Below are 21,607 nucleotides of genomic sequence, written 5' to 3'. Positions count from 1 at the left end.
AGAGGCATGTCCTTGAGCGCGACTGAGCAGGGGTTCGCCGGCCAGTACCGAGTGGCCGGTGTCGACCTCGGTGACCCGGCTCTTGCTGAGGCGGTGCAGGGCGGGCTCGACGCGGTCGAGGAGCTGCTGACCACCGAGCTCAGCACCGGCGACCTCTTCATCACCGAGAAGGCGCTGCACCTGGTGCGCGCCGGCGGCAAGCGCTTCCGGCCGTTGTTCACGCTGCTGGCGGCCCAGCTGGGCCCGGACGCGGGCTCGCCCGACGTGGTCACCGCGGGCGGGGTGGTGGAGCTGATCCACCTGGCCACGCTCTACCACGACGACGTGATGGACGAGGCGACCATGCGCCGTGGCGCGGTGAGCGCCAACGCCCGCTGGGACAACAGCATCGCCATCCTCGCCGGTGACTTCCTCTTCGCCCACGCCTCGCGCCTGGTGGCCCGGCTGGGCCCCGACGCGGTGCGGATCATCGCCGAGACCTTCGCCGAGCTGGCCACCGGCCAGATGCGCGAGACCGTGGGCCTGGCTGAGGGCCAGGACCCGGTGCAGCACTACCTGCGGGTGGTGGCGGAGAAGACCGGTTCGCTCATCGCCACCTGCGGGCGCTACGGCGGCATGTTCTCCGGCGCCGACGACGAGCAGGTGGAGCGGCTGCACCGGCTCGGCGAGGCGGTGGGCACCGCGTTCCAGATCTCCGACGACATCATCGACATCGCCTCGGACTCCACCGAGTCGGGCAAGACGCCGGGCACCGACCTGCGCGAGGGCGTGCACACCCTGCCGGTGCTGCTCGCCCTCACCGAGTCCGGCCCGGACGCCGAGCGGCTCCGGGTGCTGCTGGACGGCCCCGTCACCGACGACGCCGACGTGAACGAGGCGCTGGGGCTGCTGTCCCGCTCAGCCGGGCTGGTGGCGGCCAAGGCCACCCTGGGCCGCTACGCCGACGCCGCGCACGCCGAGCTGGCGGCACTGCCGCAGGGGCCGGCCAACACCGCGCTGCGGCGACTGGTCGACTACACCGTCGCCCGGACGGGTTAGCGGGCGGGTGAGCCTGGCCGCCGCGCCCAGCACCGTCTGGGCGATCAGCGACCTGCACGTCGGGCACGCCGACAACAAGGCGGTGCTGGAGAGCCTGCGCCCGGTGGGGGAGCAGGACTGGCTGCTGGTGGTCGGCGACGTGGCCGACCGGGTGGACGACATCGCCTGGGCGCTGCGGCTGCTCACCGACCGCTTCCGCCGGGTGGTGTGGGTGCCGGGCAACCACGAGCTGTGGACCACCCAGCGCGGTGACGGGGCCGGGCTGCGCGGCCAGGCCCGCTACGACCACCTGGTGGCGCTGTGCCGCAGCCTGGGGGTGCTCACCCCGGAGGACCCGTACCCGGTGTGGCGCGGACCGGACGGGCCGGTGACGGTGGCGCCGCTGTTCCTGCTCTACGACTACACCTTCCGGCCGGCCGGCACCTCCACCAAGGAGGAGGCGCTGGCCTACGCCCACTCCACCGGCGTGGTGTGCTCCGACGAGTTCCTGCTGCACCCCGACCCGCACGCGGGCATCGACGACTGGTGCCGCGAGCGGGTCGCGGTGACCGAGCGCCGGCTGGCCGCGGTGACCAACCCGGTGGTGCTGGTCAACCACTGGCCGCTGGTGCGCACCCCCACCGACGTGCTGCGCTACCCGGAGTTCGCGCAGTGGTGCGGCACCGAGCTGACCGCCGACTGGCACACCCGCTTCGGGGCGGTGGCCATGGTCTACGGGCACCTGCACATCCCGCGCACCACCCACTACGACGGCGTGCGCTTCGAGGAGGTCTCGCTGGGCTACCCGCGGGAGTGGAAGCGCCGCTCCGCCCAGCCCGGGGTGCTGCGCCAGATCCTGCCGCCGCCGCCGTGATCGAGCGCATCGTCGACGCCGCGGTCGCCACCCAGGAGACCTTCGGCCCACCCCCCGAGCGCGAGCTGTTCCCCACCGAGCGCGAGCGGATCGAGCGAGCGGTGCAGCGCCGTCGGCGCGACTTCGCCGACGTGCGCTGGTGCGCCCGCCAGGCGATGGCCCAGCTCGGGGTGCCGGCCGCGGCGATCCTGCCCGGTGACCGCGGCGCCCCCCAGTGGCCGGCGGGGGTGGTGGGCAGCATGACCCACTGCGAGGGCTACCGCGGCGCCGCGGTGGCGCTGGCCGCCCACGTGCACGGCGTGGGCATCGACGCCGAGCCGCACGGGCCGCTGCCCGACGGCGTGCTGGACGTGATCAGCCTGCCCGCCGAGCGCGAGTGGCTGGCGCAGGCACCGCCGGGGGTGCACTGGGACAAGCTGCTGTTCAGCGCCAAGGAGAGCACCTACAAGGTCTGGTTCCCGCTCACGGGCCGCTGGCTGGGCTTCGAGGACGCCCACATCAGCATCGACCCGGACGCGGGCACCTTCACCACCCGGCTGCTGGTGCCCGGCCCGGTGGTGGACGGGGTGCCGCTCACCGAGCTCAGGGGACGATGGACGACGTCGCCAGAGCTGGTGCTGACCGCGATCTCGCTGACCGCCTGGCCGTGACCACGGCGTCGGCGGTGAAGATCGCCAGCGCCACCCAGATGATGACGAACCCGGCCCACCGCGAGGCGGGCATCGTCTCGTGCACCACCAGCAGTCCCCAGCACAGCTGCAGCACCGGGGTGAGGTACTGCAGCATGCCGATGGTCACCAGCGGCACCCGCTGGGCAGCGCCGCCGAAGAGCAGCAGCGGCAGGGCGGTGACGACCCCGGCGGTGACCAGCAGCAGCGCGTGGCCCGCCCCGTGCGTGGTGAAGGTGGACTCTCCGCTGACCTGCAGCCACACCAGGTAGCCGACCGCGAGCGGCGCCACCACGATGCCCTCCGCGGTGAGGCTGGTGCGCGGATCCAGCTTGATGGTCTTCTTCACCAGCCCGTACAGGCCGAAGGAGCAGGCCAGGGTGAGCGCGATGAACGGCGGCCGCCCGTAGGCCACCGTGAGCACCACCACCGCCGACAGGGCCACCAGCAGCGCCACCAGCTGCCAGCGACGCAGCCGCTCCCGCAGCACCACCACGCCCAGCAAGACGCTCAGCAGCGGGTTGATGAAGTACCCCAGCGCGGCCTCCACCACGTGGTCGGAGTTCACCGCGTAGATGTAGGTACCCCAGTTCACCGCGATCAGCACCGAGGCGGCCGCGGCCATCAGCCAGGTGCGGGCCGGGATGCCCCGCAGCCGGGCCAGCCGCCCGGTCAGGGCCAGCAGCCCCAGCATGAACACCAGCGTCCACACCATCCGGTGCGCGAGGATCTCCACCGCGCCCGCGGGCTTGAGCAGCGGGAAGAAGGCTGGGAACAGCCCCCACATCCCGTAGGCGCCGAACCCCATGAGGAGCCCAGTCTGGGCCGCCGTGCGCGCGGGTCGGGGCTGGTCGTGGCTCACCAGGACAAAAATAGACCGGCCCCACGAGGGGGCCGGTCCAGGGTGGTGCGGGGTGGTCGGGCTGCTAGGCCACGGTCCAGGTGTCCTTGCCGGACAGCAGGCCCTGCAGGGCCTCGTCGCCGCCGGGCCGGGCGTCCTTGGCCGTCTGCACCTGCTCGCGGACCGAGTCGTCGTAGGTGGGCTTGGTGACCCGCCGGAAGACACCCGTGACCGTGTGGTTCAGGTCCTGGTCGGACAGTCGGCTCAGCGCGAAGTGGTACTCGGGGTTGTCGGTGGTGGCGTCGTGCACCACGATCTCCGACGCGGCCACGCTGTTGGTGTCCACCACCTTCAGGCTGAACCCGTCGCGGACGACGCAGTGCTCGCCGTCCGGGCCGAAGATGATCGGCTCGCCGTGGCTGAGCGGGATCAGCCGGTGCGGCGCCTCCTCGCCCTTGCGCAGGACGTCGAAGGAGCCGTCGTTGAAGATCGGGCAGTCCTGGAAGATCTCGATGAACGCGGTGCCCCGGTGCTCGGCGGCCTGGCGCAGCACCTCGGCGAGGCCCTTGCGGTCGGAGTCCATCGCCCGGGCCACGAAGGTGGCCTCGGCGCCCAGCGCCAGCGACAGCGGGTTGAACGGGTTGTCCAGCGAGCCCATCGGGGTGGACTTGGTGACCTTGCCGACCTCGGAGGTGGGGGAGTACTGCCCCTTGGTGAGGCCGTAGATCCGGTTGTTGAACAGCAGGATCTTCAGGTTCACGTTGCGGCGCAGGGTGTGGATCAGGTGGTTGCCGCCGATGGACAGCGCGTCGCCGTCACCGGTGACCACCCACACCGACAGGTCCGGCCGCGACACCGACAGGCCGGTGGCGATGGCCGGGGCGCGGCCGTGGATGGAGTGCATCCCGTAGGTCTCGAGGTAGTACGGGAACCGTGAGGAGCAGCCGATGCCGGAGACGAACACGATGTTCTCGCGCTTGAGGCCCAGCTCGGGCAGGAAGCCGCGGATGGTGGCCAGGATGGCGTAGTCGCCACACCCGGGGCACCAGCGGACCTCGGAGCCGGAGGTGAAGTCCTTGGCCTTCTGCGGGATGTCCGTGGTCGGGATGCCCGCGAGAGCGGTCAGTCCCAGGTCATTGCCGACAGTGGCGGTCATGCGGAAACCTCTCCAGTGGTTGCGGCAGCGGCGCGCGCGTCCGTGTTCTTGGCGGCCTCGGACGCCGCCAGGGTCCCGGCCTCGGCCTCCAGGAGCACGTCCTGCAGCTCCTCGGCCAGGAAGGCCAGCCCAGCCACCTTGGTGACGGGCTGGATGTCCACGAGGTAGCGCGCACGCAGCATCATGGACAGCTGCCCGAGGTTCATCTCGGGAACGACCACCCGCTCGTAGCGGCGGAGCACCTCACCGAGGTTCGCCGGCAGCGGGTTGAGGTGGCGCAGGTGCGCCTGGGCGATGGGGGTGCCGAGCTTGCGCACCCGGCGGGCAGCGGCACCGATGGGGCCGTAGGAGCTGCCCCAGCCGAGCACCAGCGTCGTGGCCGCGCCGCTGGGGTCGTCCACGATGACGTCGGGCACGGTGATGCCGTCGATCTTGGCCTGGCGCAGCCGGACCATCAGCGAGTGGTTGGCCGGGTCGTAGGAGATGGCGCCGGGGCCGTTGGACTTCTCCAGGCCACCGATGCGGTGCTCCAGGCCCGCGGTGCCGGGGATGGCCCACGGGCGGGCGAGCGTCTCCGGGTCGCGCTCGTAGGGAGCGAACTCGGACTTGCCCAGGCCCACGCCGGCTGCGGCGTCGCCACCGGCGGGGGCCTCGGCGAACGCGGGGTCGATGCGGGGCAGGTCGTCCACCTCGGGCACCGCCCACGGCTCGGAGCCGTTGGCGATCGCGCCGTCGGAGAGCAGCAGCACGGGGGTGCGGTAGGTGATCGCGATCCGCGCGGCCTCCAGGGCGGCGGCGAAGCAGTCCGAGGGCGACTGCGGTGCCACGATCGGCACCGGCGACTCACCGTTGCGGCCGTACATCGCCTGCAGCAGGTCGGCCTGCTCGGTCTTGGTGGGCAGACCCGTGGAGGGGCCACCGCGCTGGACGTCGATGATGAGCATCGGCAGCTCGGTCATCACGGCCAGGCCGATGGTCTCGCTCTTGAGCGCCAGGCCGGGGCCGGACGTGGTGGTCACCCCGAGCGCGCCACCGAAGGCCGCGCCCAGCGCCGCGCCGACGCCGGCGATCTCGTCCTCGGCCTGCAGCGTGGTCACGTCGAAGTTCTTGTGCTTGCTCAGCTCGTGCAGGATGTCCGACGCCGGGGTGATGGGGTAGGAGCCCAGGAACACCGGCAGGCCGGAGCGCTTGCCGGCAGCGACCAGGCCGTAGGCCAGCGCGGTGTTGCCGGTGACCTGGCGGTAGGTCCCCTTGGGCAGCGAGGCGGCAGCCACCTTGTAGGTGGTGGCGAAGGCCTCCGTGGTCTCGCCGTAGTTCCAGCCGGCCTTGTAGGCGAGCACGTTGGCCTCGGCCACCGCGGGGATCTTGGCGAACTTCTCCCGCAGGAACGCCTCGGTGCCCTCCACCGGGCGGTGGTACATCCAGGACAGCAGCCCGAGGGCGAACATGTTCTTCGCGCGCTCGGCGTCCTTCTTGGACAGCCCGGTCGACTCCACCGCGCCGCGGGTCAGCGTGGCCATGGCCACCGGGTGCACCACGAAGTCGTGGAGCTCGTCGGTCTCCAGCGGGTTGGCCGCGTAGCCGGCCGTGGTGAGGTTGCGCTTGCTGAACTCGTCGGTGTTGACGATCAGCGTGCCGCCGCGGGGGAGGTCGCCGATGTTGGCCTTGAGCGCGGCGGGGTTCATCGCGACCAGGACGTCGGGGCGGTCGCCGGCGGTGAGGATGTCGTAGTCGGCGAAGTGGATCTGGAAGCTCGAGACTCCCGCCAGGGTGCCGCGGGGGGCCCGGATCTCGGCCGGGAAGTTGGGCTGGGTGGCCAGGTCGTTGCCGAACGCTGCCGCCTCGGAGGTGAACCGGTCGCCTGCCAGCTGCATGCCGTCACCGGAGTCACCGGCGAATCGGATGACCACGCGGTCGATCTCGCGGGTCTCACGGGGCAGACCGGTGTCGGTCGAGATATCGGTAGTCATCGAGAAAGGGACCCCTTCCGGGCCGTCATCCTGCATCGCACGAGGCCGGGGTACTCTCCGGCCACCTGGACCAGTCCACGACGATACGTGGGACGGTCAAGGTGCTGCTCCTGGGTATCCTACGGCCGTCGCGCCGACCAACCGGGTGTGACCAGTGTCACTGTGGCCTAGCTGATTTGCTGCTGATCTTCTCCTGCAACGCCGCCAGGCGGGCGGTGAATTCCGGGGACGTGATCGAGGAGACCTGCGGGCCGAGCTCCGCGGCCAGCGCGGTGGCGTGCAGGTCGGTGTCCAGCGCGCCCGGCGCTCCGGTGGCCCGCATCGTCGCCTTGGTGGCCAGCACGAGCTCGCGGGGCGCGGCCGCCGGCGCGGCGCACAGCTGCACCGCCGCCGCCACCACGTCCTCGTGCCGGGCCAGCGCCAGCCCGTTGGCCACCGCGGCGTCGGCGTCACAGATCTCGCCGAAGAGCACCATGGCGCGCGCCGCGGCCGGACCGACGGCGCGCTGCAGCATCCAGGTCATGCCACCGCCGGGGTGGATGCCCAGCTGCAGGAAGCGCGCGTCGAAGCGGGCGCGGGGTCCGGCCAGGCGCACGTCGGCCGCCAGGGCGAGGTTGAGCCCAGCGCCCACGGCCGCGCCGTTCACCGCGGCCACCGTGGGCAGCGTGCACCGGGCCACGGCCAGGAAGCCGGCGTAGATGCGCCGCAGACCTTCCTCCTTGGCCGCGCCCAGCGCGCTGAGGTCCGCGCCGGCGCAGAACGCCGGTGCTGCCCCAGTCACCACCACGGCGTGCACGTCCTCGTCGGCCTCGCAGGCGTGCACCGCCGCCGCCAGGTCCTCGGACAGCTGCAGGGTGAGGGCGTTGCGCCGCTCGGGGTCGCTCACGGTGATCACCGCGACGCGGTCGGAGACCTCGGTGTGCACCCCGACGCTGGGGCTCGGCTGGCTCATGGCTGCATCCTGCCAGCCGGGCACCCGCGCGCCAGGGACCTGCGCCGCGGCTCCACTACTCTCGGCGCTGTGCAGACAACGGTCGAGGTGGCAGGCGTGGCGCTCACGGTGCAGGTGCTCGACCTGGGCCTGGCCTGCTGCGGGGTGGAGGTGATGGCGGCCCTGCAGGACGGCTCCCGCCCCCCGCTCACCCAGGCCGAGCCGCCACCCGGTGCGCCCACCGCACAGGTGCTGGTGGTGTCCGGGACCGTCACCGACGTGCTGGCCGGCGCCGTGCGCGCGGCCTACGAGCGGCTGCCCGAACCTCGCTACGTGGTGTCCATCGGGGCGTGCTGCGCCACCGGTGGTCCCTACTGGGACTCCTACAGCGTCACCAAGGGCGTGGACCAGCTGGTGCCGGTGCACGTCTCGGTGCCCGGCTGCCCGCCCCGGCCGGAGGCGGTGCTCGACGGGCTGCGTGCCCTGGCGCCGGTGGTCCTCGCGGAGCGGGCGGCGGCGTGAGCGTCGGTGACGCCGGGCTGGCGCGCACCCTGGTGCAGGCGCTGGGCGTCGGCGAGGTGACCGAGTCCTTCGGCCAGCACACCGCACAGGTGCCGCTGCCGGAGTGGGTGCGGGCCGCCACCGTCGCCCGCGACGAGCTGGGCTGCAGCATGTTCGACCACCTCGCCGTGCACGACGCCGGTGGGCCCGGCGGCAGCGGTGCGAGCTGGGAGGTGACCGCGCACGTGGTGGTGCCGGCCGGGTGCCGCGGGCTGCTGGTGCGCACCACGGTGGCCGTCGACGGTGAGCTGCCCAGCATCACCGGCGTGTGGGCCGGCGCGGCGTGGCACGAGCGGGAGGCCGCGGAGATGGCCGGCCTGGAGGTCACCGGGCACCCGGACCTGCGACCGCTGCTGCTGGCCCCCGGCGCCGGCCTGCACCCGCTGCGCAAGGACACCGTGCTCGCCTCGCGCGGAGTGCGGCCGTGGCCGGGCCGGATGGAGCCGGGGGAGGGTGCCGCGCCCACGTCGGCCGGCCGCCGTCGGGCCAGCGCCCCTGGTGTGCCCGGGCAGCAGTGGGAGCAGCTCGGGGAGGAGCAGCAGTGACCGTGCCCGATCGTGCCCGCGGGGTCATCGCGCTGCTGGCGGAGAACTGCACCAGCTGCATGATCTGCGCCCGCGAGTGCCCCGACTGGTGCATCCACATCGAGTCCAGCACCGAGCAGCCCGACCGCGACGCCGCCGGCCGCTCCCGCGCGCGGGCCCGGCCGGTGCTGGAGCGCTTCGCCATCGACTACGGGCAGTGCATGTACTGCGGCATCTGCGTGGACGCGTGCCCGTTCGACGCGCTGCACTGGTCGCCGGCGCACGACTATCCCGGCGTCGACCCCGCGGGCAGCGCCGCCGTGGTGGAGCTGGTGGCCGAGCGCGACGTGCTGGCCGAGCTGGTGGCGCAGGTGCCCCCACCAGGGAACTGACGCCTGCGACCCGGCGTTGTGGTGGTGAGCAAGCAGACATGGGGACACGGAGGGACTGGGCAGGATGCACCGGCACGCCAACGGACTGAAGACGGCCCTGCTGCTGGGTGCGATGTCCGCGCTCATCGTGCTGGTCGGCGGGCTCTTCGGCCGCACCGCGCTGCTCGTCGCGGTGGTGTTCGCGGTGGGGATGAACGCCTACGTCTACTTCCGCAGCGACACCCTGGCGCTCAAGGCCATGCACGCCCGGCCGGTCACCGAGGCGGAGCAGCCGCGGATGTACGCCATCGTCCGCGAGCTCGCCACCGTGGCGCACCAGCCGATGCCGCGGCTCTACGTCAGCCCCACCGTGGCACCCAACGCGTTCGCCACCGGCCGCAACCCCCGGCACGCCGCGGTCTGCTGCACCACCGGGATCCTGCAGCTGCTCGACGACCGGGAGCTGCGAGCAGTGCTGGGCCACGAGCTGTCGCACGTGTACAACCGCGACATCCTCATCTCCTCGGTGGCCGGCGCGCTGGCCTCGGTCATCACCGGGCTGGCCAACATGGCGATGTTCTCCAGCTTCTTCGGCGGCAACGGCGGCAACCGCCCCAACCCGCTGGTGATGATCCTGGTGTCGCTGCTCGGCCCCATCGCCGCCGGCGTGGTGCAGATGGCGGTGTCGCGCTCCCGGGAGTACCAGGCCGACGCCTCCGGCGCCGAGCTGACCGGCGACCCGCTGGCCCTGGCCTCGGCCCTGCGCAAGCTGGAGCTGGGCACCCAGGCGGCCCCCCTGCCGCCCGAGCCCGCGCTCACCAGCCAGTCCCACCTGATGATCGCCAACCCGTTCCGGGTGGGCGACCGGGCGGCACGGCTGTTCTCCACCCACCCGCCCATCGCCGAGCGCATCGAGCGACTGCAGCGGATGGCGGGCAAGCAGCTGCCCTGAGGCTGGCGCCCGGCGGCCCTAGGCCGGCTGGGTCGCCCCGAAGGACTGGGCGACCTGCATGACGTACTGGCCGTAGCCGGACTTGGCCAGCGCGCTGCCCAGGGCCATGCACGCGTCGGCGTCGATGAAGCCCATCCGCAGCGCGACCTCCTCCAGGCACGCCACCCGGATGCCCTGGCGGTGCTCGATCACCTGGACGTACTGGCCGGCCTCCAGCAGGGAGTCGTGCGTGCCGGTGTCCAGCCAGGCGAAGCCGCGACCCAGGTCCACCAGCCGGGCCTTGCCCTTGGCCAGGTAGTGCAGGTTGACGTCGGTGATCTCCAGCTCGCCGCGCGGCGACGGCCGCAGCCCGCTGGCGATGTCCACCACGTCGCCGTCGTAGAAGTACAGGCCGGTGATGGCGTGGTTGGACTTGGGCTTCGCCGGCTTCTCCTCGATGGAGAGCAACGTGCCGTCCGCGTCGATCTCCCCGACGCCGTAGCGCTCGGGGTCGCGCACCGGGTAGCCGAACAGCACGCAGCCGTCCAGGCCTGCGGTGTGCTCGCGGAGCTTTCCGGAGAAGCCGTGGCCGTAGAAGATGTTGTCGCCCAGCACCAGTGCCACGTCGTCGCTGCCGATGTGCTTGGCGCCGATGATGAAGGCCTCGGCCAGCCCGTTGGGCGCAGCCTGCTCGGCGTAGGACAGGTCCATGCCCCACTGCGAGCCGTCACCCAGCAGTCGCCGGAACATCGGCAGGTCGTGCGGGGTGGAGATGATCAGCACCTCGCGGATGCCGGCGAGCATCAGCACCGACAGCGGGTAGTAGATCATCGGCTTGTCGTAGACCGGCAGCAGCTGCTTGCTCACCGCCTGCGTGATCGGGTGCAGCCGGGTGCCGCTGCCCCCCGCCAGCACGATCCCCTTCATCGGTAGTTCACGAACTGCAGGGCGACGCCGAAGTCTCCGTCCTTGAGCAGCGCGATGACGGCCTGCAGGTCGTCGCGCTTCTTGCCGCTCACCCGCAGCTCGTCACCCTGGATGCGCGCCTGCACGTTCTTCAGGCCGGAGTCGCGAATGGCCTTGGTGATCTTCTTGGCGTGCTCGTTGTCGATGCCCTCGACCAGCTTGCCGGTGATCTTGAAGGTCTTGCCCGACGCGGTGGGCTCGCCGGCGTCGAAGGCCTTCATGGAGATGCCGCGACGCACCAGCTTCTCGATGAACACCTCCAGGGCGGCGTTGACCCGGTCCTCGGTGCTCGCGGTGATGGTGATGGCCTCGTCGCCGGCCCACTCGATGCCGGCGCCGGTGTTGCGGAAGTCGAAGCGCTGGGACAGCTCCTTGGCCGCCTGGTTCAGCGCGTTGTCCACCTCCTGGCGGTCGACCTTGCTCACCACGTCGAAGGACGCATCGGCCATGAAGGGCTCCTCACTCGAGCGACTGGGCTGCCGTGGGAGGACGTCCCGCGGAGCCGGCACTGGCACTACCTACCCCGGTGCGGCGGACCCGTACCGAGGTCTAGTAGTCTGCCTTGCGCACCCCTTGAAGCGGGACCCGGACCAGTGCCGGCGTCGCGGAGAGGAAGTGTTACGGCAGGTTGCCCGAGTGGCCAAAGGGAGCGGACTGTAAATCCGCCGGCATCGCCTACGTAGGTTCGAACCCTACACCTGCCACCATGTCTGACCTGCGGGTTCCTCCTCCGGGAGGGGCCCGCAGCGTCATTTCTGGAGCGTCATCTCTGGCTCGCGTCATCGCGTGCTCCAGCCAGGTCGCCTGGCCACGTCCCGCTAGCCACGCCGCCCTGGCCACCGCCCGCCCGTCACCAGCGCGAGGCTGCCCGCCAGCACCGCCATCCCCGCCGCGAGCTGGGCCGCCTCGGTGACGTCCCGCCCGCGCCACAGCGCCAGCCCGAGCACCACCGCAGCGGCCAGCAGGACCCCCAGCAGCACGCGCGCCAGCACAGGGAGCTCGCGGAGCCACCGCCGCACGTGTCCGGGCACGCGTCCTGTCTACCTGCTCCGGCGGGGACACGGAGCAGGAGCGCCGATCGGTGCCCACGACGCAGCCGAGCCCCCGACCAGGTGTGGTCGGGGGCTCGGCGGGGGCAGGTGCGGGTGGGTCAGCCCAGCCGCTCGATGATGGTGACGTTGGCCTGGCCGCCGCCCTCACACATCGTCTGCATGCCGTAGCGCCCACCGGTGCGCTCCAGCTCGTGCAGCATCGTGGTCATCAGCCGGGCGCCGGTGGCCCCCAGCGGGTGCCCCAGGGCGATGGCGCCGCCGTTGACGTTCACCTTGGCCATGTCGTAGCCGGTCTCCTGGCCCCAGGCCATCACCACCGACGCGAAGGCCTCGTTGATCTCCACCAGGTCGATGTCGTCGAGCTTCATGCCCGACTTCTCCATCGCGTGTGCGGTGGCGGGGATCGGTGCGGTCAGCATCCACACCGGGTCGGCGCCGCGCACCGACATGTGGTGGATCCGGGCCCTCGGGGTGAGCCCGTGGGTCTTCAGGCCCCGCTCGTTGGTGATGAGCAGGGCGGCCGAGGCGTCGGAGGTCTGGCTGGCCAGCGCCGCGGTCAGCCGCCCGTCCTGCACCAGGGTGGGCAGCGAGCGGATCTTCTCCCAGTTGGGCTGGCGGGGGCCCTGGTCGGCGGTGGCCTCGCCGGCGGCGACGATCTCGCGGTCGAAGCGGCCCTCGGCCTGCGCGCGCAGCGCCTTCTCGTGCGAGCCGACGGAGAACTCCTCCATCTGCTCGCGGGTGAGGCCCCACTTCTCGGCGATCATCTCCGCGGAGCGGAACTGCGAGACCTCCTGGCTGCCGTAGCGCTTCTGCCAGCCGGTGGAGCCGGAGAACGGGTCACCGAAGCCGTAGGCCTCGCCGGCGTACATCGCTGCGGAGATCGGGATCGCGCTCATGTTCTGCACACCGCCGGCGACGATGACGTCCGCGGTGTTGCTCATCACTGCCTGTGCCGCGAAGTGCACCGCCTGTTGTGACGATCCACACTGCCGGTCGATGGTGGTGCCCGGCACGTGGTCCGGCAGTCCGGCGGCCAGCCATGCGGTGCGGGCGATGTCACCGGCCTGCGGACCGATGGTGTCCACGCAGCCGAAGATGACGTCCTCGACGGCGCCCGGGTCGATTCCGCTGCGCTCGACCAGGGCGTTGAGGGCGTATGCCCCCAGGTCAGCGGGGTGCGTGGCGGCAAAGGCGCCGCCGCGCTTGCCCACTGGGGTGCGTACCGCGTCGACGATGTACGCCTCGTTGATGTGCCCTGCGTTCACGGGTGCAGCCTCTTTCTCGTGTTCCTGCGACGACCGCGGCGGAGTGCTCCGGACGGACGTCGACGTCCTGCCGGAATCTACCCCTCGCGAGGTAGCAAGCGCTTGGTTGGGGCATCGTCGCTGGTCGCCGGGTTCTGCGGTGGTCGTCGGTACGCTGGCGACCGGCAAGTGGGGGACCGGTTTCGCAAATCGGCACCCGTCTGTGTAATCTTCACACCGCTTCACCCGGTGCGCGGCTCACGCCCAGCACCACGAGGCACGCCCCTTTAGCTCAGTCGGCAGAGCGTCTCCATGGTAAGGAGAAGGTCTACGGTTCGATTCCGTAAAGGGGCTCGCTGGATCAGCCGCCACCCGCGAGGGCAGCGCTGTTCGGCTGTCGCGGTCGAGGGCGCAGCCCGAGGCCGCATGGCGGTGTAGCTCAGCTGGCAGAGCAAGCGACTCATAATCGCTGTGTCGCCGGTTCAAGTCCGGCCATCGCTACCCAAGGATCTGTCGCACGGCGCAGACGTACGATGGACATGACCGTTTCGTTCCCAGTTCCACCGAAGAGAGGCACCCCGTGGCCGCCACTGACGTCCGCCCGAAGATCACGCTGGCCTGCGAGGACTGCAAGCACCGCAACTACATCACCCGCAAGAACCGTCGGAACGACCCCGACCGCATGGAGATGAAGAAGTTCTGCTCCAACTGCGGCACCCACAAGACCCACCGCGAGACCCGCTGAGCTGACGCGCGACAGCGCGCCGCAGCAGCAGGGCAGACACGGGGTGGGCGTCAACACGGCTTACGTGGGTCGACAGTTCGGGACCGACGAGGTCTACGAGGTCGGCCGGGAGAAGATCCGCGAGTTCGCGACGGCCGTCGGTGCAACCGACCCGGCCCACCACGACGAGGCAGCAGCACAGGCCCTGGGATACCAGGGCCTTGTTGCGCCTCCGACCTTTCCGATCATCCTCACCATGGGCGCCGAGCTGCGCCTGATGGCTGATCCTGATCTCGGCCTGGACTTCACCAAGGTGGTCCACCGGGAGCAGCGGTTCGTCCACCACCGTCCCGTCGTGGCCGGCGACCGGCTGTCCACCACCGTCGTCGTGGACGCCATCCGGGTGGTGGCGGGCAACGACCTGGTCACCACCCGTACCGAGGTGCACGCCGAGGACGGCTCACCCGTGGTCACCGCCTACTCCACCGTCGTCGCTCGCGGCACTGCCGCAGAGAACGAGGAGTAGCCGTGCCCGTGCGCACCTTCGACCAGGTCTCCGTCGGCGACGAGCTGCCGACGCTGCAGGTGCCGCTCACCCGCGCCGACCTGGTGCGCTACGCCGGGGCCTCCGGCGACTTCAACCCGATCCACTGGAACCCCGCCGTCGCCACGGCCGTCGGCCTTCCTGACGTGATCGCCCACGGCATGCTCACCATGGCGCTGGGCGCCCGGGTGCTCACTGCCTGGACGGGTGACCCCGGCTCCGTGCTCGACTACTCCGTCACCTTCACCCGCCCGGTCGTGGTCCCTGCCGACGAGGCCGTGGTCGTCCAGATCTCCGGTGTGGTCAAGAAGCTGGACCCCGATGCCCGCACCGCCACCGTCGCAGTCTCGGTCGCCGTGCAGGGCCAGCGGGTGTTCGGCCGCTCCATCGCGCTGCTGCGCCTGGCCTGACCAGCCGTTTCGCCGCTCAGCCCGGTGTCCGCGCCCGAGGCAGTGGGTGCGAGTTGGAATCCAAGCACCGTGGTGTCGTACACTGACGTTTCTGGGGCGTTCGTGTGCTGCCCGAATCTCAGGTGTCCACCTCGTGGATGCTGCGAGCCTCGGGTCAGGGCATGGACGCTTCGGCGCGACCGGCGCAGAGCGTTGGTCGTAGGGGCGTAGCTCAACTGGCAGAGCAGCGGTCTCCAAAACCGCAGGTTGCAGGTTCAAGTCCTGTCGCCCCTGCGCCTGAATTGCAGCGACTGGAGGACGACGGTGAGCGACGATCGCGACGACGTCACACCCGAGCCGGTAGAAGGCTCGGAGACAGGTGACACCGCCGCAGCAGGTGACTCGCACACCGATCCCGACGCTGCGGCCGGGCTGAGCTCGGAGGACGACTCCGACGACGTGAGCACGGCGGCCGCACGGCCGGCAGGCAAGCGTCGCAGCCCGGCAGCCCGGTCCACCCGCAAGCCCGCCACCGCTGGGGCCCGCAAGCCCGACGCTGAGCGGGCCGGCACCAAGGGTCGACCCACCCCGGCGGCGAGCAAGCAGACGAAGACGAGCAGCGGCAACCCCGCCACTCGGGTGATCCGCTACCTCCGCGAGGTCGTGGCGGAGCTCCGCAAGGTGATCTGGCCGACCCGCAACCAGCTCATCACCTACACGACCGTCGTCCTGGTGTTCGTCGCCTTCATGGTGGCCCTCACCTACCTGCTGGACCTGGCGTTCGCCAAGGCCGTGCTGACGGTGTTCGGCTGATCGACCACGCCACCTCGGCCGACCTGGCCGTAGCGGCGGGGACTGACGGTGGATCCTGGAGACAGGCGCCAGCCGGAAGTACTGCACATGACGAGAGGAAGCGAGTCCACACGTGAGCACCCCCGAGGGCGGCCAGAACATGGCTGACCAGCCCGAGGCCGGCTTGCCCGACTCTGTCGAGACCTCGGAGTCCGAGGCTCCGGAGTCGGTAGCGGCTGCCGACGCGCTCGTGGCCGAGGCCACGGCGCAGCCCGAGGCGACCGACGAGGCCCCCGTGCAGGACACCGACCTCGCTGTCGCCGAGGGCGACGCCGCTGCTGGCGCGCCCGAGGAGGACGCTGCCGTCGCCGACGTCGTCGAGGAAGAGGTCGACCCGGTCGAGGAGATGCGCGCCGCCCTGCGCCGCGCTCCCGGCGACTGGTACGTCGTGCACTCCTACGCCGGCTACGAGAACAAGGTGAAGACCAACCTCGAGACCCGGGTGCAGACCCTGGACGTGGAGGACTACATCTTCCAGGTCGAGGTGCCCACCGAAGAGGTCACCGAGATCAAGAACGGCCAGCGCAAGCAGGTCAGCCGCAAGGTGCTGCCCGGCTACATCTTGGTTCGGATGGAGCTCAACGACGAGTCGTGGGGCGCGGTGCGCAACACCCCGGGCGTCACCGGCTTCGTCGGGGCGACCTCGCGGCCGTCCCCGCTGACCATCAACGAGGTCATCAAGTTCCTCCTGCCCGCCCAGGACCGCAAGAAGACCGCGGAGACCGGCAAGACCGGTGGGGCGGACGAGGCGACCAAGCCGGCGATCGAGGTGGACTTCGAGATCGGCGAGTCCGTCACCGTGATGGACGGCCCGTTCGCGACGCTGCCTGCCACGATCAGCGAGGTCAACGCCGAGCAGCAGAAGCTGAAGGTGCTGGTCTCGATCTTCGGGCGCGAGACCCCGGTCGAGCTGTCGTTCACCCAGGTTTCCAAGATCTGATCCGGGACTAGTCTCGGAGAGGGGTGCGCGCAGCGCGACTGCTCGGCTGCGCCACCACATCACCAAGTCCACACCAGTGGCGACCGGCGAACCCGGCTGCCCCGCAACGCAGGAAGTACAGGATGCCCCCCAAGAAGAAGAAGCTCGCCGGGCTCATCAAGCTCCAGATCCAGGCCGGCGCTGCCACTCCCGCTCCGCCGGTCGGCCCCGCGCTGGGCCAGCACGGCGTCAACATCATGGAGTTCTGCAAGGCGTACAACGCCGCCACGGAGGCCCAGCGCGGCAACGTGGTGCCCGTGGAGATCTCCGTCTACGAGGACCGCTCCTTCAGCTTCAAGCTGAAGACCCCGCCGGCGGCCCGACTGCTGCTCAAGGCGGCCGGTGTGCCCAAGGGCTCGGGCGAGCCGCACAAGACCAAGGTCGCCAAGGTCACCATGGCGCAGGTCCAGGAGATCGCCCAGACGAAGATGGAAGACCTCAACGCCGGCGACCTCGATGCCGCCACCAAGATCATCGCCGGCACCGCCCGGTCGATGGGCATCACCGTCGAGGGCTGAGCGAGCCACTCCGGCTCCCCGAACGGGTGGGAGGGCCAGCGCCGGCCCGCAACCACCACTGACCACAGAAGAAGGACAGCACCATGAAGCGCAGCAAGGCCTACCTCCAGGCCGCCGAGAAGGTCGACGCCGACAACCTCTACACGCCGCTCCAGGCTGCAGGGCTTGCCAAGGAGACCTCCAGCAAGAAGATGGACGCCACCGTCGAGGTGGCCCTGCGACTGGGCATCGACCCCCGCAAGGCCGACCAGATGGTGCGTGGCACGGTCAACCTGCCGCACGGCACCGGCAAGACCGCCCGCGTCATCGTGTTCGCCGCCGGCGAGAAGGCTGCCGAGGCTGAGGCCGCCGGTGCCGACGCCGTGGGCGCCGAGGACCTCATCGAGCGGATCCAGGGCGGGTGGCTGGACTTCGACGCCGCCATCGCCACTCCCGACCAGATGGCCAAGGTTGGGCGCATCGCCCGCGTGCTCGGTCCGCGTGGGCTCATGCCCAACCCGAAGACCGGCACCGTGACCAACGACGTCACCAAGGCAGTCGCCGACATCAAGGGCGGCAAGGTCAACTTCCGCGTCGACAAGCAGGCCAACCTGCACCTGGTCATCGGCAAGGCGTCCTTCCCGGTCGAGCAGCTGGTGGAGAACTACGCCGCGGCCCTCGACGAGATCCTGCGGGCCAAGCCGGCCGCGGCCAAGGGTCGCTACCTCAAGAAGGTCACCGTCAGCACGACCACCGGACCGGGCATCCCGGTGGACCCGGCGCTGACGCGCAACCTCCTCGCCGACGACACCGCGGCGACCGCCACCGCCTGATTCAGGCGGCGCGGGAGCGCACAGCAGCACCAGGAGGGGCAGGCCGACGGCCTGCCCCTCCTGTGCGTCTCGGGCAGGTGTGCGCGGGGGTGGTCGTTCGCCCCGGAAACGTCAGGTAGGATTCACCCAGTTCCACCGAAGACCGCAGGTCACCGCGCTCACCAGGAGTGCGGCGAAGGTTCCGGAGTGCACCGGACGGCCCGCGCAGGAGGACGAGGTGCGATAGCTTCGGCTGTCGAGTTACGCCCCGTGCGCCCTGCGCCCGGGGCGTTTGTCATGTCTGCGCCGGTTTCCCGGCGACCTGCGGACCTGAGATCCACAGAGAGGAGGCAAGGCATGGCAAAGTCCGAGAAGGTCACCGCGGTCGCGGAGATCGCCGAGAGCTTCCGCGGCAGCAGCGCTGCCGTGATCACCGAGTACCGCGGTCTGTCGGTCGGCCAGCTCACCAAGCTGCGGCAGGCGCTGGGCGAGGGCTCCACCTACTCCGTCGCCAAGAACACCCTGGTTCGTCGTGCAGCCGCCGAGGCTGGTGTCGAGGGTCTCGACGACCTGTTCGTCGGCCCGACCGCCATCGCGTTCGTCACCGGCGAGCCGGTTGACGCAGCCAAGGCACTGAAGACCTTCGCCAAGGAGAACAAGGCGCTGGTCATCAAGGGCGGCTACATGGACGGCCGCGCGCTGTCGACCGACGAGGTCGACCGCATCGCGGACCTGGAGTCCCGCGAGGTGCTGCTGGCCAAGCTGGCCGGCGCGATGAAGGGCAACATGAGCAAGGCCGCGAGCGTGTTCAACGCCCCGGTCTCGCAGATGGCCCGCCTGGCTGCCGCCCTGCAGGACAAGAAGTCCGCCGAGACCGGTGCCGACGCACCGGCCGACGCCTGACGGCTCGCACCACCCGCTCCGCACACACCGCACGATCCCCAGCAGAACTGACTAGGAAGGACCGCCACCATGGCGAAGCTCAGCAACGACGAGCTGCTCGACGTTTTCAAGGAAATGACCCTCCTGGAGCTCTCCGACTTCGTGAAGAAGTTCGAGGAGACCTTCGAGGTCACCGCCGCTGCCCCCGTGGCCGTGGCCGCCGCCGGTGGCGCTGCCCCCGTCGAGGCCGCTGAGGAGCAGGACGAGTTCGACGTCGTCCTCGAGGGCGCTGGCGAGAAGAAGATCCAGGTCATCAAGGTCGTCCGTGAGGTCGTCTCCGGCCTGGGCCTGAAGGAGGCCAAGGACCTCGTGGAGAGCGCCCCCAAGGCCATCCTGGAGAAGGTCAGCAAGGAGGCCGCCGAGGCGGCCAAGGAGAAGCTCGAGGGCGCGGGCGCATCCGTCTCCGTCAAGTGATTCTCCGCCCCTCGCCCGCGTCCTGCTGACGCGGAGAGGGGCACCCGGGCGAGAGCCCGACCTGCCGGCGAGAGCGGCCTCCACCTGTGGAGGCCGCTCTCGCCGCTTCTGTCAGCGGGCAACGAGGAACCACTTGTGAACCCGTCAGTAACTACTGTGCCGTCCCGTCGTTGGGCTTGGTGACTCGGGCAACTTGCCCCGGGATCAGTGGTGCCCCGCGGGGGTTGACCTTGGAGGTGCGATGGGCGTCGAGGTGTCCGTCGAGGGACTGACGAAGTCCTTCGGCAGTCAGAAGATCTGGCAGGACGTCACGCTCACGCTGCCTGCGGGCGAGGTGAGTGCGCTGCTGGGACCCTCGGGTACCGGCAAGTCCGTGTTCCTCAAGTCGATCATTGGTCTGCTGCGCCCGGAGACGGGCAGCATCGTCATCGACGGCACCGACATCCTGCAGTGCAAGGAGAAGGAGCTCTACGACATCCGCAAGATGTTCGGGGTGCTCTTCCAGGACGGTGCGCTGTTCGGGTCGATGACGATCTTCGACAACGTGGCGTTCCCGCTGCGCGAGCACACCAAGAAGAACGAGTCCGACATCCGCAACGTCGTGATGGAGAAGCTCGAGCTGGTCGGCCTCAGTGGCGCCGAGGAGAAGCTGCCCGGCGAGATCTCCGGCGGCATGAAGAAGCGCGCCGGCCTGGCCCGCGCCCTCGTGCTGGACCCCGAGATCATCCTCTGCGACGAGCCCGACTCCGGTCTCGACCCGGTGCGCACCGCCTACCTGAGCCAGACCCTGATCGACATCAACGCCCAGATCGACGCCACCATCCTCATCGTCACGCACAACATCAACGTGGCCCGCACCGTCCCGGACAACCTCGGGATGCTCTTCCGCCGCCACCTGGTCATGTTCGGTCCGCGCGAGGTGCTGCTGACCAGCGAGGAGCCGGTCGTCGAGCAGTTCCTCAACGGTCGCCGCATCGGCCCCATCGGCATGAGCGAGGAGAAGGACGAGTCGCAGATGGCCGAGGAGCAGGCCATGGCCGACGCCGGTCACCACGACGGCTCGGGCGAGGACGTGCGCGGCATCGTCCCGCAGATCGAGGCCACTCCCGGCAGCCCGGACCGGCAGGCGGTGCACCGCCGCCGCGAGCGCGTGATGGGGATGCTGCACACCCTGCCCGAGCAGGCCCAGCGCGGGATCCTGGACTCGTTCTCCGACGAGGACCGTGCGGTGTACGAGCGCCGCCAGGCCGGCAACGGCCAGGGCTACTCCCAGGACCAGTACTCCCAGAACCAGGGGTACAGCCAGGACCAGGGCTACAACCAGGACCAGTACCCGCAGGAGCAGGGCTACAGCCAGGACTACCAGGGTGATGGCGCGGAGAGTGCGGACGAGCGCAACGGCGGCCGGCACAGCGCCGGCTCTGCCGACCCGGACTCCACCGTCCGTCTTCCCGCCGCGACCGGGGGCGCCTCCGACGGGTCCGCCCGCCGCTCGTACCAGCGGGATGACGAGTGACGTCGCAGACCTCCAAGCCACTGCCGGGGACCAACGCGCTGCGGCAGATCGGGCAGGTCGCCGAGCTCACCGCAGCCATCGCGCGCGGGCTCTTCCGGCGGCCGTTCCAGTTCCGCGAGTTCATCCAGCAGTCGTGGTTCATCGCCAGCGTCACCATCTTGCCCACCGCGCTGGTGGCGATTCCGTTCGGCGCGGTCATCGCGCTGCAGCTCGGCTCGCTGACCCGCCAGCTCGGCGCGCAGTCGTTCACCGGCGCCGCCAGCGTGCTGGCGATCATCCAGCAGGCGAGTCCGATCGTCACTGCGCTGCTGGTGGCCGGTGCCGGCGGATCGGCGATCTGCGCCGACCTCGGCTCACGGACCATCCGCGAGGAGATCGACGCGATGAAGGTGCTCGGAGTCGATCCGATCGCCCGGTTGGTGGTTCCTCGCGTGCTCGCTGCGATGCTGGTCGCGGTGCTGCTCAACGGCATGGTCAGCGTGGTCGGCGTCGTCGGCGGCTACTTCTTCAACGTCGTCATGCAAGGCGGCACGCCGGGGGCGTACCTCTCGTCCTTCTCAGCGCTGGCGCAGCTGCCCGACCTCTACATCAGTGAGATCAAGGCGCTGCTGTTCGGACTGATCGCCGCCGTCATCGCGGCCTACAAGGGGCTCAGCCCCTCCGGCGGGCCCAAGGGCGTCGGCGACGCGGTCAACCAGTCGGTCGTCATCACCTTCCTGCTGTTGTTCTTCGTCAACTTCGTGCTGACGACGATCTACCTGCAGGTAGTTCCGGCAAAGGGGTCCTAGGCACCGTGACCGCACCAACCAACTTCACCTACCGCGTCAAGCGG

At 70.5% G+C, this 21,607-nt stretch carries 26 protein-coding genes and 4 tRNA genes; 22 read left to right on the top strand and 8 right to left on the bottom strand.

The features are described 5' to 3' along the window. The first annotated feature begins 12 nt into the window (after positions 1–12). The 3 genes from AC3YO9_RS01590 to AC3YO9_RS01580 are packed head-to-tail and all read left to right on the top strand — an operon-like array spanning position 13 to position 2,541. The gene (locus tag AC3YO9_RS01590; protein ID WP_489981907.1) at positions 13–1,038 is read left to right on the top strand and encodes a polyprenyl synthetase family protein; all 1,026 of its coding nucleotides are present in this window, start codon (positions 13–15) and stop codon (positions 1,036–1,038) included. A 7-nt stretch (positions 1,039–1,045) separates the two neighbouring features. After that, positions 1,046–1,891 (top strand): metallophosphoesterase family protein, encoded by an 846-nt coding sequence (locus AC3YO9_RS01585; RefSeq protein WP_241249073.1) that lies wholly within the window; start codon positions 1,046–1,048, stop codon positions 1,889–1,891. Continuing rightward, positions 1,888–2,541 (top strand): 4'-phosphopantetheinyl transferase family protein, encoded by a 654-nt coding sequence (locus AC3YO9_RS01580; RefSeq protein WP_489981906.1) that lies wholly within the window; start codon positions 1,888–1,890, stop codon positions 2,539–2,541. The genes AC3YO9_RS01585 and AC3YO9_RS01580 overlap by 4 nt, the downstream gene beginning before the upstream one ends. Here the strand turns inward: AC3YO9_RS01580 and rarD are convergent. From rarD to AC3YO9_RS01560, 4 genes are all read right to left on the bottom strand, one after another. After that, complete coding sequence (gene rarD, locus AC3YO9_RS01575; RefSeq protein WP_489982551.1) at positions 2,474–3,367, bottom strand: EamA family transporter RarD; 894 nt, start codon at positions 3,365–3,367, stop codon at positions 2,474–2,476. The two genes, AC3YO9_RS01580 and rarD, sit on opposite strands and share 68 nt — an antisense overlap. Positions 3,368–3,485: 118 nt before the next feature. Further along, on the bottom strand, positions 3,486–4,556 hold the full coding sequence (locus AC3YO9_RS01570) for a 2-oxoacid:ferredoxin oxidoreductase subunit beta (protein ID WP_489981905.1): 1,071 nt from the start codon (positions 4,554–4,556) through the stop codon (positions 3,486–3,488). Further along, positions 4,553–6,526 carry a 2-oxoacid:acceptor oxidoreductase subunit alpha gene (locus tag AC3YO9_RS01565; protein WP_241249071.1) on the bottom strand — a complete coding sequence of 658 codons (1,974 nt, stop codon included), beginning with the start codon at positions 6,524–6,526 and terminating at the stop codon, positions 4,553–4,555. Before AC3YO9_RS01565 ends, AC3YO9_RS01570 begins: the two co-directional genes overlap by 4 nt. Positions 6,527–6,683: 157 nt before the next feature. Continuing rightward, entirely contained in the window at positions 6,684–7,478 is a 795-nt protein-coding gene (locus AC3YO9_RS01560) for an enoyl-CoA hydratase (protein ID WP_489981904.1), read from the bottom strand. Positions 7,479–7,547: 69 nt separating this feature from the next. On the opposite strand from AC3YO9_RS01560, the gene AC3YO9_RS01555 reads away from it, so the two are divergent. The 4 genes from AC3YO9_RS01555 (at position 7,548) to htpX (ending at position 9,865) form a co-directional block, all read left to right on the top strand. Further along, positions 7,548–7,979 carry an NADH-quinone oxidoreductase subunit B gene (locus AC3YO9_RS01555; RefSeq protein WP_489981903.1) on the top strand — a complete coding sequence of 144 codons (432 nt, stop codon included), beginning with the start codon at positions 7,548–7,550 and terminating at the stop codon, positions 7,977–7,979. After that, positions 7,976–8,563 carry an NADH-quinone oxidoreductase subunit C gene (locus AC3YO9_RS01550; RefSeq protein ID WP_489981902.1) on the top strand — a complete coding sequence of 196 codons (588 nt, stop codon included), beginning with the start codon at positions 7,976–7,978 and terminating at the stop codon, positions 8,561–8,563. The genes AC3YO9_RS01555 and AC3YO9_RS01550 overlap by 4 nt, the downstream gene beginning before the upstream one ends. Then, positions 8,560–8,934, top strand: coding sequence for a 4Fe-4S binding protein (locus AC3YO9_RS01545; protein WP_206518024.1), 375 nt, complete (start codon positions 8,560–8,562; stop codon positions 8,932–8,934). The genes AC3YO9_RS01550 and AC3YO9_RS01545 overlap by 4 nt, the downstream gene beginning before the upstream one ends. Positions 8,935–8,998: 64 nt before the next feature. Further along, entirely contained in the window at positions 8,999–9,865 is an 867-nt protein-coding gene (gene htpX, locus AC3YO9_RS01540) for a zinc metalloprotease HtpX (RefSeq protein WP_489981901.1), read from the top strand. Between the two features lie 18 nt (positions 9,866–9,883). On the opposite strand, the gene rfbA is transcribed toward htpX, so the two are convergent. Then, positions 9,884–10,771 carry a glucose-1-phosphate thymidylyltransferase RfbA gene (gene rfbA / locus AC3YO9_RS01535; RefSeq protein WP_489981900.1) on the bottom strand — a complete coding sequence of 296 codons (888 nt, stop codon included), beginning with the start codon at positions 10,769–10,771 and terminating at the stop codon, positions 9,884–9,886. Beyond that, positions 10,768–11,259: a YajQ family cyclic di-GMP-binding protein gene (locus AC3YO9_RS01530; RefSeq protein ID WP_127784017.1), complete on the bottom strand. Its 492-nt coding sequence runs from the start codon at positions 11,257–11,259 to the stop codon at positions 10,768–10,770. Before AC3YO9_RS01530 ends, rfbA begins: the two co-directional genes overlap by 4 nt. 173 nt (positions 11,260–11,432) lie before the next feature. Between AC3YO9_RS01530 and AC3YO9_RS01525 the strand changes: the two genes are divergently transcribed. Beyond that, positions 11,433–11,517, top strand: a tRNA-Tyr gene (locus AC3YO9_RS01525). A gap of 111 nt (positions 11,518–11,628) precedes the next feature. Here AC3YO9_RS01525 and AC3YO9_RS01520 read toward each other — a convergent pair. Next, positions 11,629–11,841: a hypothetical protein gene (locus tag AC3YO9_RS01520; protein ID WP_489981899.1), complete on the bottom strand. Its 213-nt coding sequence runs from the start codon at positions 11,839–11,841 to the stop codon at positions 11,629–11,631. A 119-nt stretch (positions 11,842–11,960) separates the two neighbouring features. Continuing rightward, the gene (locus tag AC3YO9_RS01515; RefSeq protein ID WP_127784928.1) at positions 11,961–13,112 is read right to left on the bottom strand and encodes an acetyl-CoA C-acetyltransferase; all 1,152 of its coding nucleotides are present in this window, start codon (positions 13,110–13,112) and stop codon (positions 11,961–11,963) included. A gap of 275 nt (positions 13,113–13,387) precedes the next feature. On the opposite strand from AC3YO9_RS01515, the gene AC3YO9_RS01510 reads away from it, so the two are divergent. The 14 genes from AC3YO9_RS01510 (at position 13,388) to AC3YO9_RS01445 (ending at position 21,563) form a co-directional block, all read left to right on the top strand. Then, positions 13,388–13,460, top strand: a tRNA-Thr gene (locus tag AC3YO9_RS01510). A 74-nt stretch (positions 13,461–13,534) separates the two neighbouring features. Then, positions 13,535–13,607: transfer RNA gene (locus AC3YO9_RS01505), tRNA-Met, on the top strand. A 79-nt stretch (positions 13,608–13,686) separates the two neighbouring features. Further along, positions 13,687–13,851 carry a 50S ribosomal protein L33 gene (gene rpmG, locus AC3YO9_RS01500; RefSeq protein WP_127784015.1) on the top strand — a complete coding sequence of 55 codons (165 nt, stop codon included), beginning with the start codon at positions 13,687–13,689 and terminating at the stop codon, positions 13,849–13,851. 64 nt (positions 13,852–13,915) lie between these two features. Then, positions 13,916–14,356 (top strand): MaoC family dehydratase N-terminal domain-containing protein, encoded by a 441-nt coding sequence (locus AC3YO9_RS01495; protein ID WP_241249052.1) that lies wholly within the window; start codon positions 13,916–13,918, stop codon positions 14,354–14,356. 2 nt (positions 14,357–14,358) lie between these two features. Further along, positions 14,359–14,784 carry a MaoC/PaaZ C-terminal domain-containing protein gene (locus tag AC3YO9_RS01490; protein ID WP_127784013.1) on the top strand — a complete coding sequence of 142 codons (426 nt, stop codon included), beginning with the start codon at positions 14,359–14,361 and terminating at the stop codon, positions 14,782–14,784. A 200-nt stretch (positions 14,785–14,984) separates the two neighbouring features. Next, a tRNA-Trp gene (locus AC3YO9_RS01485) sits at positions 14,985–15,057 on the top strand. A 30-nt stretch (positions 15,058–15,087) separates the two neighbouring features. Next, positions 15,088–15,576 (top strand): preprotein translocase subunit SecE, encoded by a 489-nt coding sequence (gene secE / locus AC3YO9_RS01480; protein ID WP_489981898.1) that lies wholly within the window; start codon positions 15,088–15,090, stop codon positions 15,574–15,576. 139 nt (positions 15,577–15,715) lie between these two features. Beyond that, entirely contained in the window at positions 15,716–16,555 is an 840-nt protein-coding gene (nusG, locus tag AC3YO9_RS01475; protein WP_127784926.1) for a transcription termination/antitermination protein NusG, read from the top strand. Positions 16,556–16,677: 122 nt separating this feature from the next. Continuing rightward, a complete protein-coding gene (gene rplK / locus AC3YO9_RS01470) occupies positions 16,678–17,112 on the top strand; it encodes a 50S ribosomal protein L11 (protein WP_127784012.1) in 435 nt (144 codons plus the stop codon). 83 nt (positions 17,113–17,195) lie between these two features. After that, the gene (gene rplA, locus AC3YO9_RS01465) at positions 17,196–17,924 is read left to right on the top strand and encodes a 50S ribosomal protein L1 (RefSeq protein ID WP_127784011.1); all 729 of its coding nucleotides are present in this window, start codon (positions 17,196–17,198) and stop codon (positions 17,922–17,924) included. A 336-nt stretch (positions 17,925–18,260) separates the two neighbouring features. Further along, positions 18,261–18,806, top strand: a complete 546-nt coding sequence (rplJ, locus tag AC3YO9_RS01460; protein ID WP_127784010.1) for a 50S ribosomal protein L10 — start codon at positions 18,261–18,263, stop codon at positions 18,804–18,806. 69 nt (positions 18,807–18,875) lie between these two features. Next, positions 18,876–19,259: a 50S ribosomal protein L7/L12 gene (rplL, locus tag AC3YO9_RS01455; RefSeq protein ID WP_127784009.1), complete on the top strand. Its 384-nt coding sequence runs from the start codon at positions 18,876–18,878 to the stop codon at positions 19,257–19,259. A 241-nt stretch (positions 19,260–19,500) separates the two neighbouring features. Then, complete coding sequence (locus AC3YO9_RS01450; RefSeq protein ID WP_489981897.1) at positions 19,501–20,775, top strand: ABC transporter ATP-binding protein; 1,275 nt, start codon at positions 19,501–19,503, stop codon at positions 20,773–20,775. Next, positions 20,772–21,563, top strand: coding sequence for an MlaE family ABC transporter permease (locus tag AC3YO9_RS01445; protein WP_127784007.1), 792 nt, complete (start codon positions 20,772–20,774; stop codon positions 21,561–21,563). The genes AC3YO9_RS01450 and AC3YO9_RS01445 overlap by 4 nt, the downstream gene beginning before the upstream one ends. The last annotated feature ends 44 nt before the right edge of the window (positions 21,564–21,607 follow it).

This window comes from Rhodococcus sp. Z6_132, from assembly GCF_058133635.1.
This window is presented reverse-complemented; position numbering and strand designations above follow the sequence as displayed.

What these genes read in the sequence shown, in the direction of transcription:
- AC3YO9_RS01565 (WP_241249071.1), bottom strand. Translation starts at nt 6,526, where the DNA reads ATGACTACCGATATCTCGACCGACACCGGTCTGCCCCGTGAGACCCGC.
- rplJ (WP_127784010.1), top strand. Translation starts at nt 18,261, where the DNA reads ATGGCAAAGTCCGAGAAGGTCACCGCGGTCGCGGAGATCGCCGAGAGC.
- AC3YO9_RS01530 (WP_127784017.1), bottom strand. Translation starts at nt 11,259, where the DNA reads ATGGCCGATGCGTCCTTCGACGTGGTGAGCAAGGTCGACCGCCAGGAG.
- nusG (WP_127784926.1), top strand. Translation starts at nt 15,716, where the DNA reads ATGGCTGACCAGCCCGAGGCCGGCTTGCCCGACTCTGTCGAGACCTCG.
- rplA (WP_127784011.1), top strand. Translation starts at nt 17,196, where the DNA reads ATGAAGCGCAGCAAGGCCTACCTCCAGGCCGCCGAGAAGGTCGACGCC.
- AC3YO9_RS01450 (WP_489981897.1), top strand. Translation starts at nt 19,501, where the DNA reads ATGGGCGTCGAGGTGTCCGTCGAGGGACTGACGAAGTCCTTCGGCAGT.
- rplL (WP_127784009.1), top strand. Translation starts at nt 18,876, where the DNA reads ATGGCGAAGCTCAGCAACGACGAGCTGCTCGACGTTTTCAAGGAAATG.
- rfbA (WP_489981900.1), bottom strand. Translation starts at nt 10,771, where the DNA reads ATGAAGGGGATCGTGCTGGCGGGGGGCAGCGGCACCCGGCTGCACCCG.
- AC3YO9_RS01570 (WP_489981905.1), bottom strand. Translation starts at nt 4,556, where the DNA reads ATGACCGCCACTGTCGGCAATGACCTGGGACTGACCGCTCTCGCGGGC.
- rarD (WP_489982551.1), bottom strand. Translation starts at nt 3,367, where the DNA reads ATGGGGTTCGGCGCCTACGGGATGTGGGGGCTGTTCCCAGCCTTCTTC.
- htpX (WP_489981901.1), top strand. Translation starts at nt 8,999, where the DNA reads ATGCACCGGCACGCCAACGGACTGAAGACGGCCCTGCTGCTGGGTGCG.
- rplK (WP_127784012.1), top strand. Translation starts at nt 16,678, where the DNA reads ATGCCCCCCAAGAAGAAGAAGCTCGCCGGGCTCATCAAGCTCCAGATC.
- AC3YO9_RS01560 (WP_489981904.1), bottom strand. Translation starts at nt 7,478, where the DNA reads ATGAGCCAGCCGAGCCCCAGCGTCGGGGTGCACACCGAGGTCTCCGAC.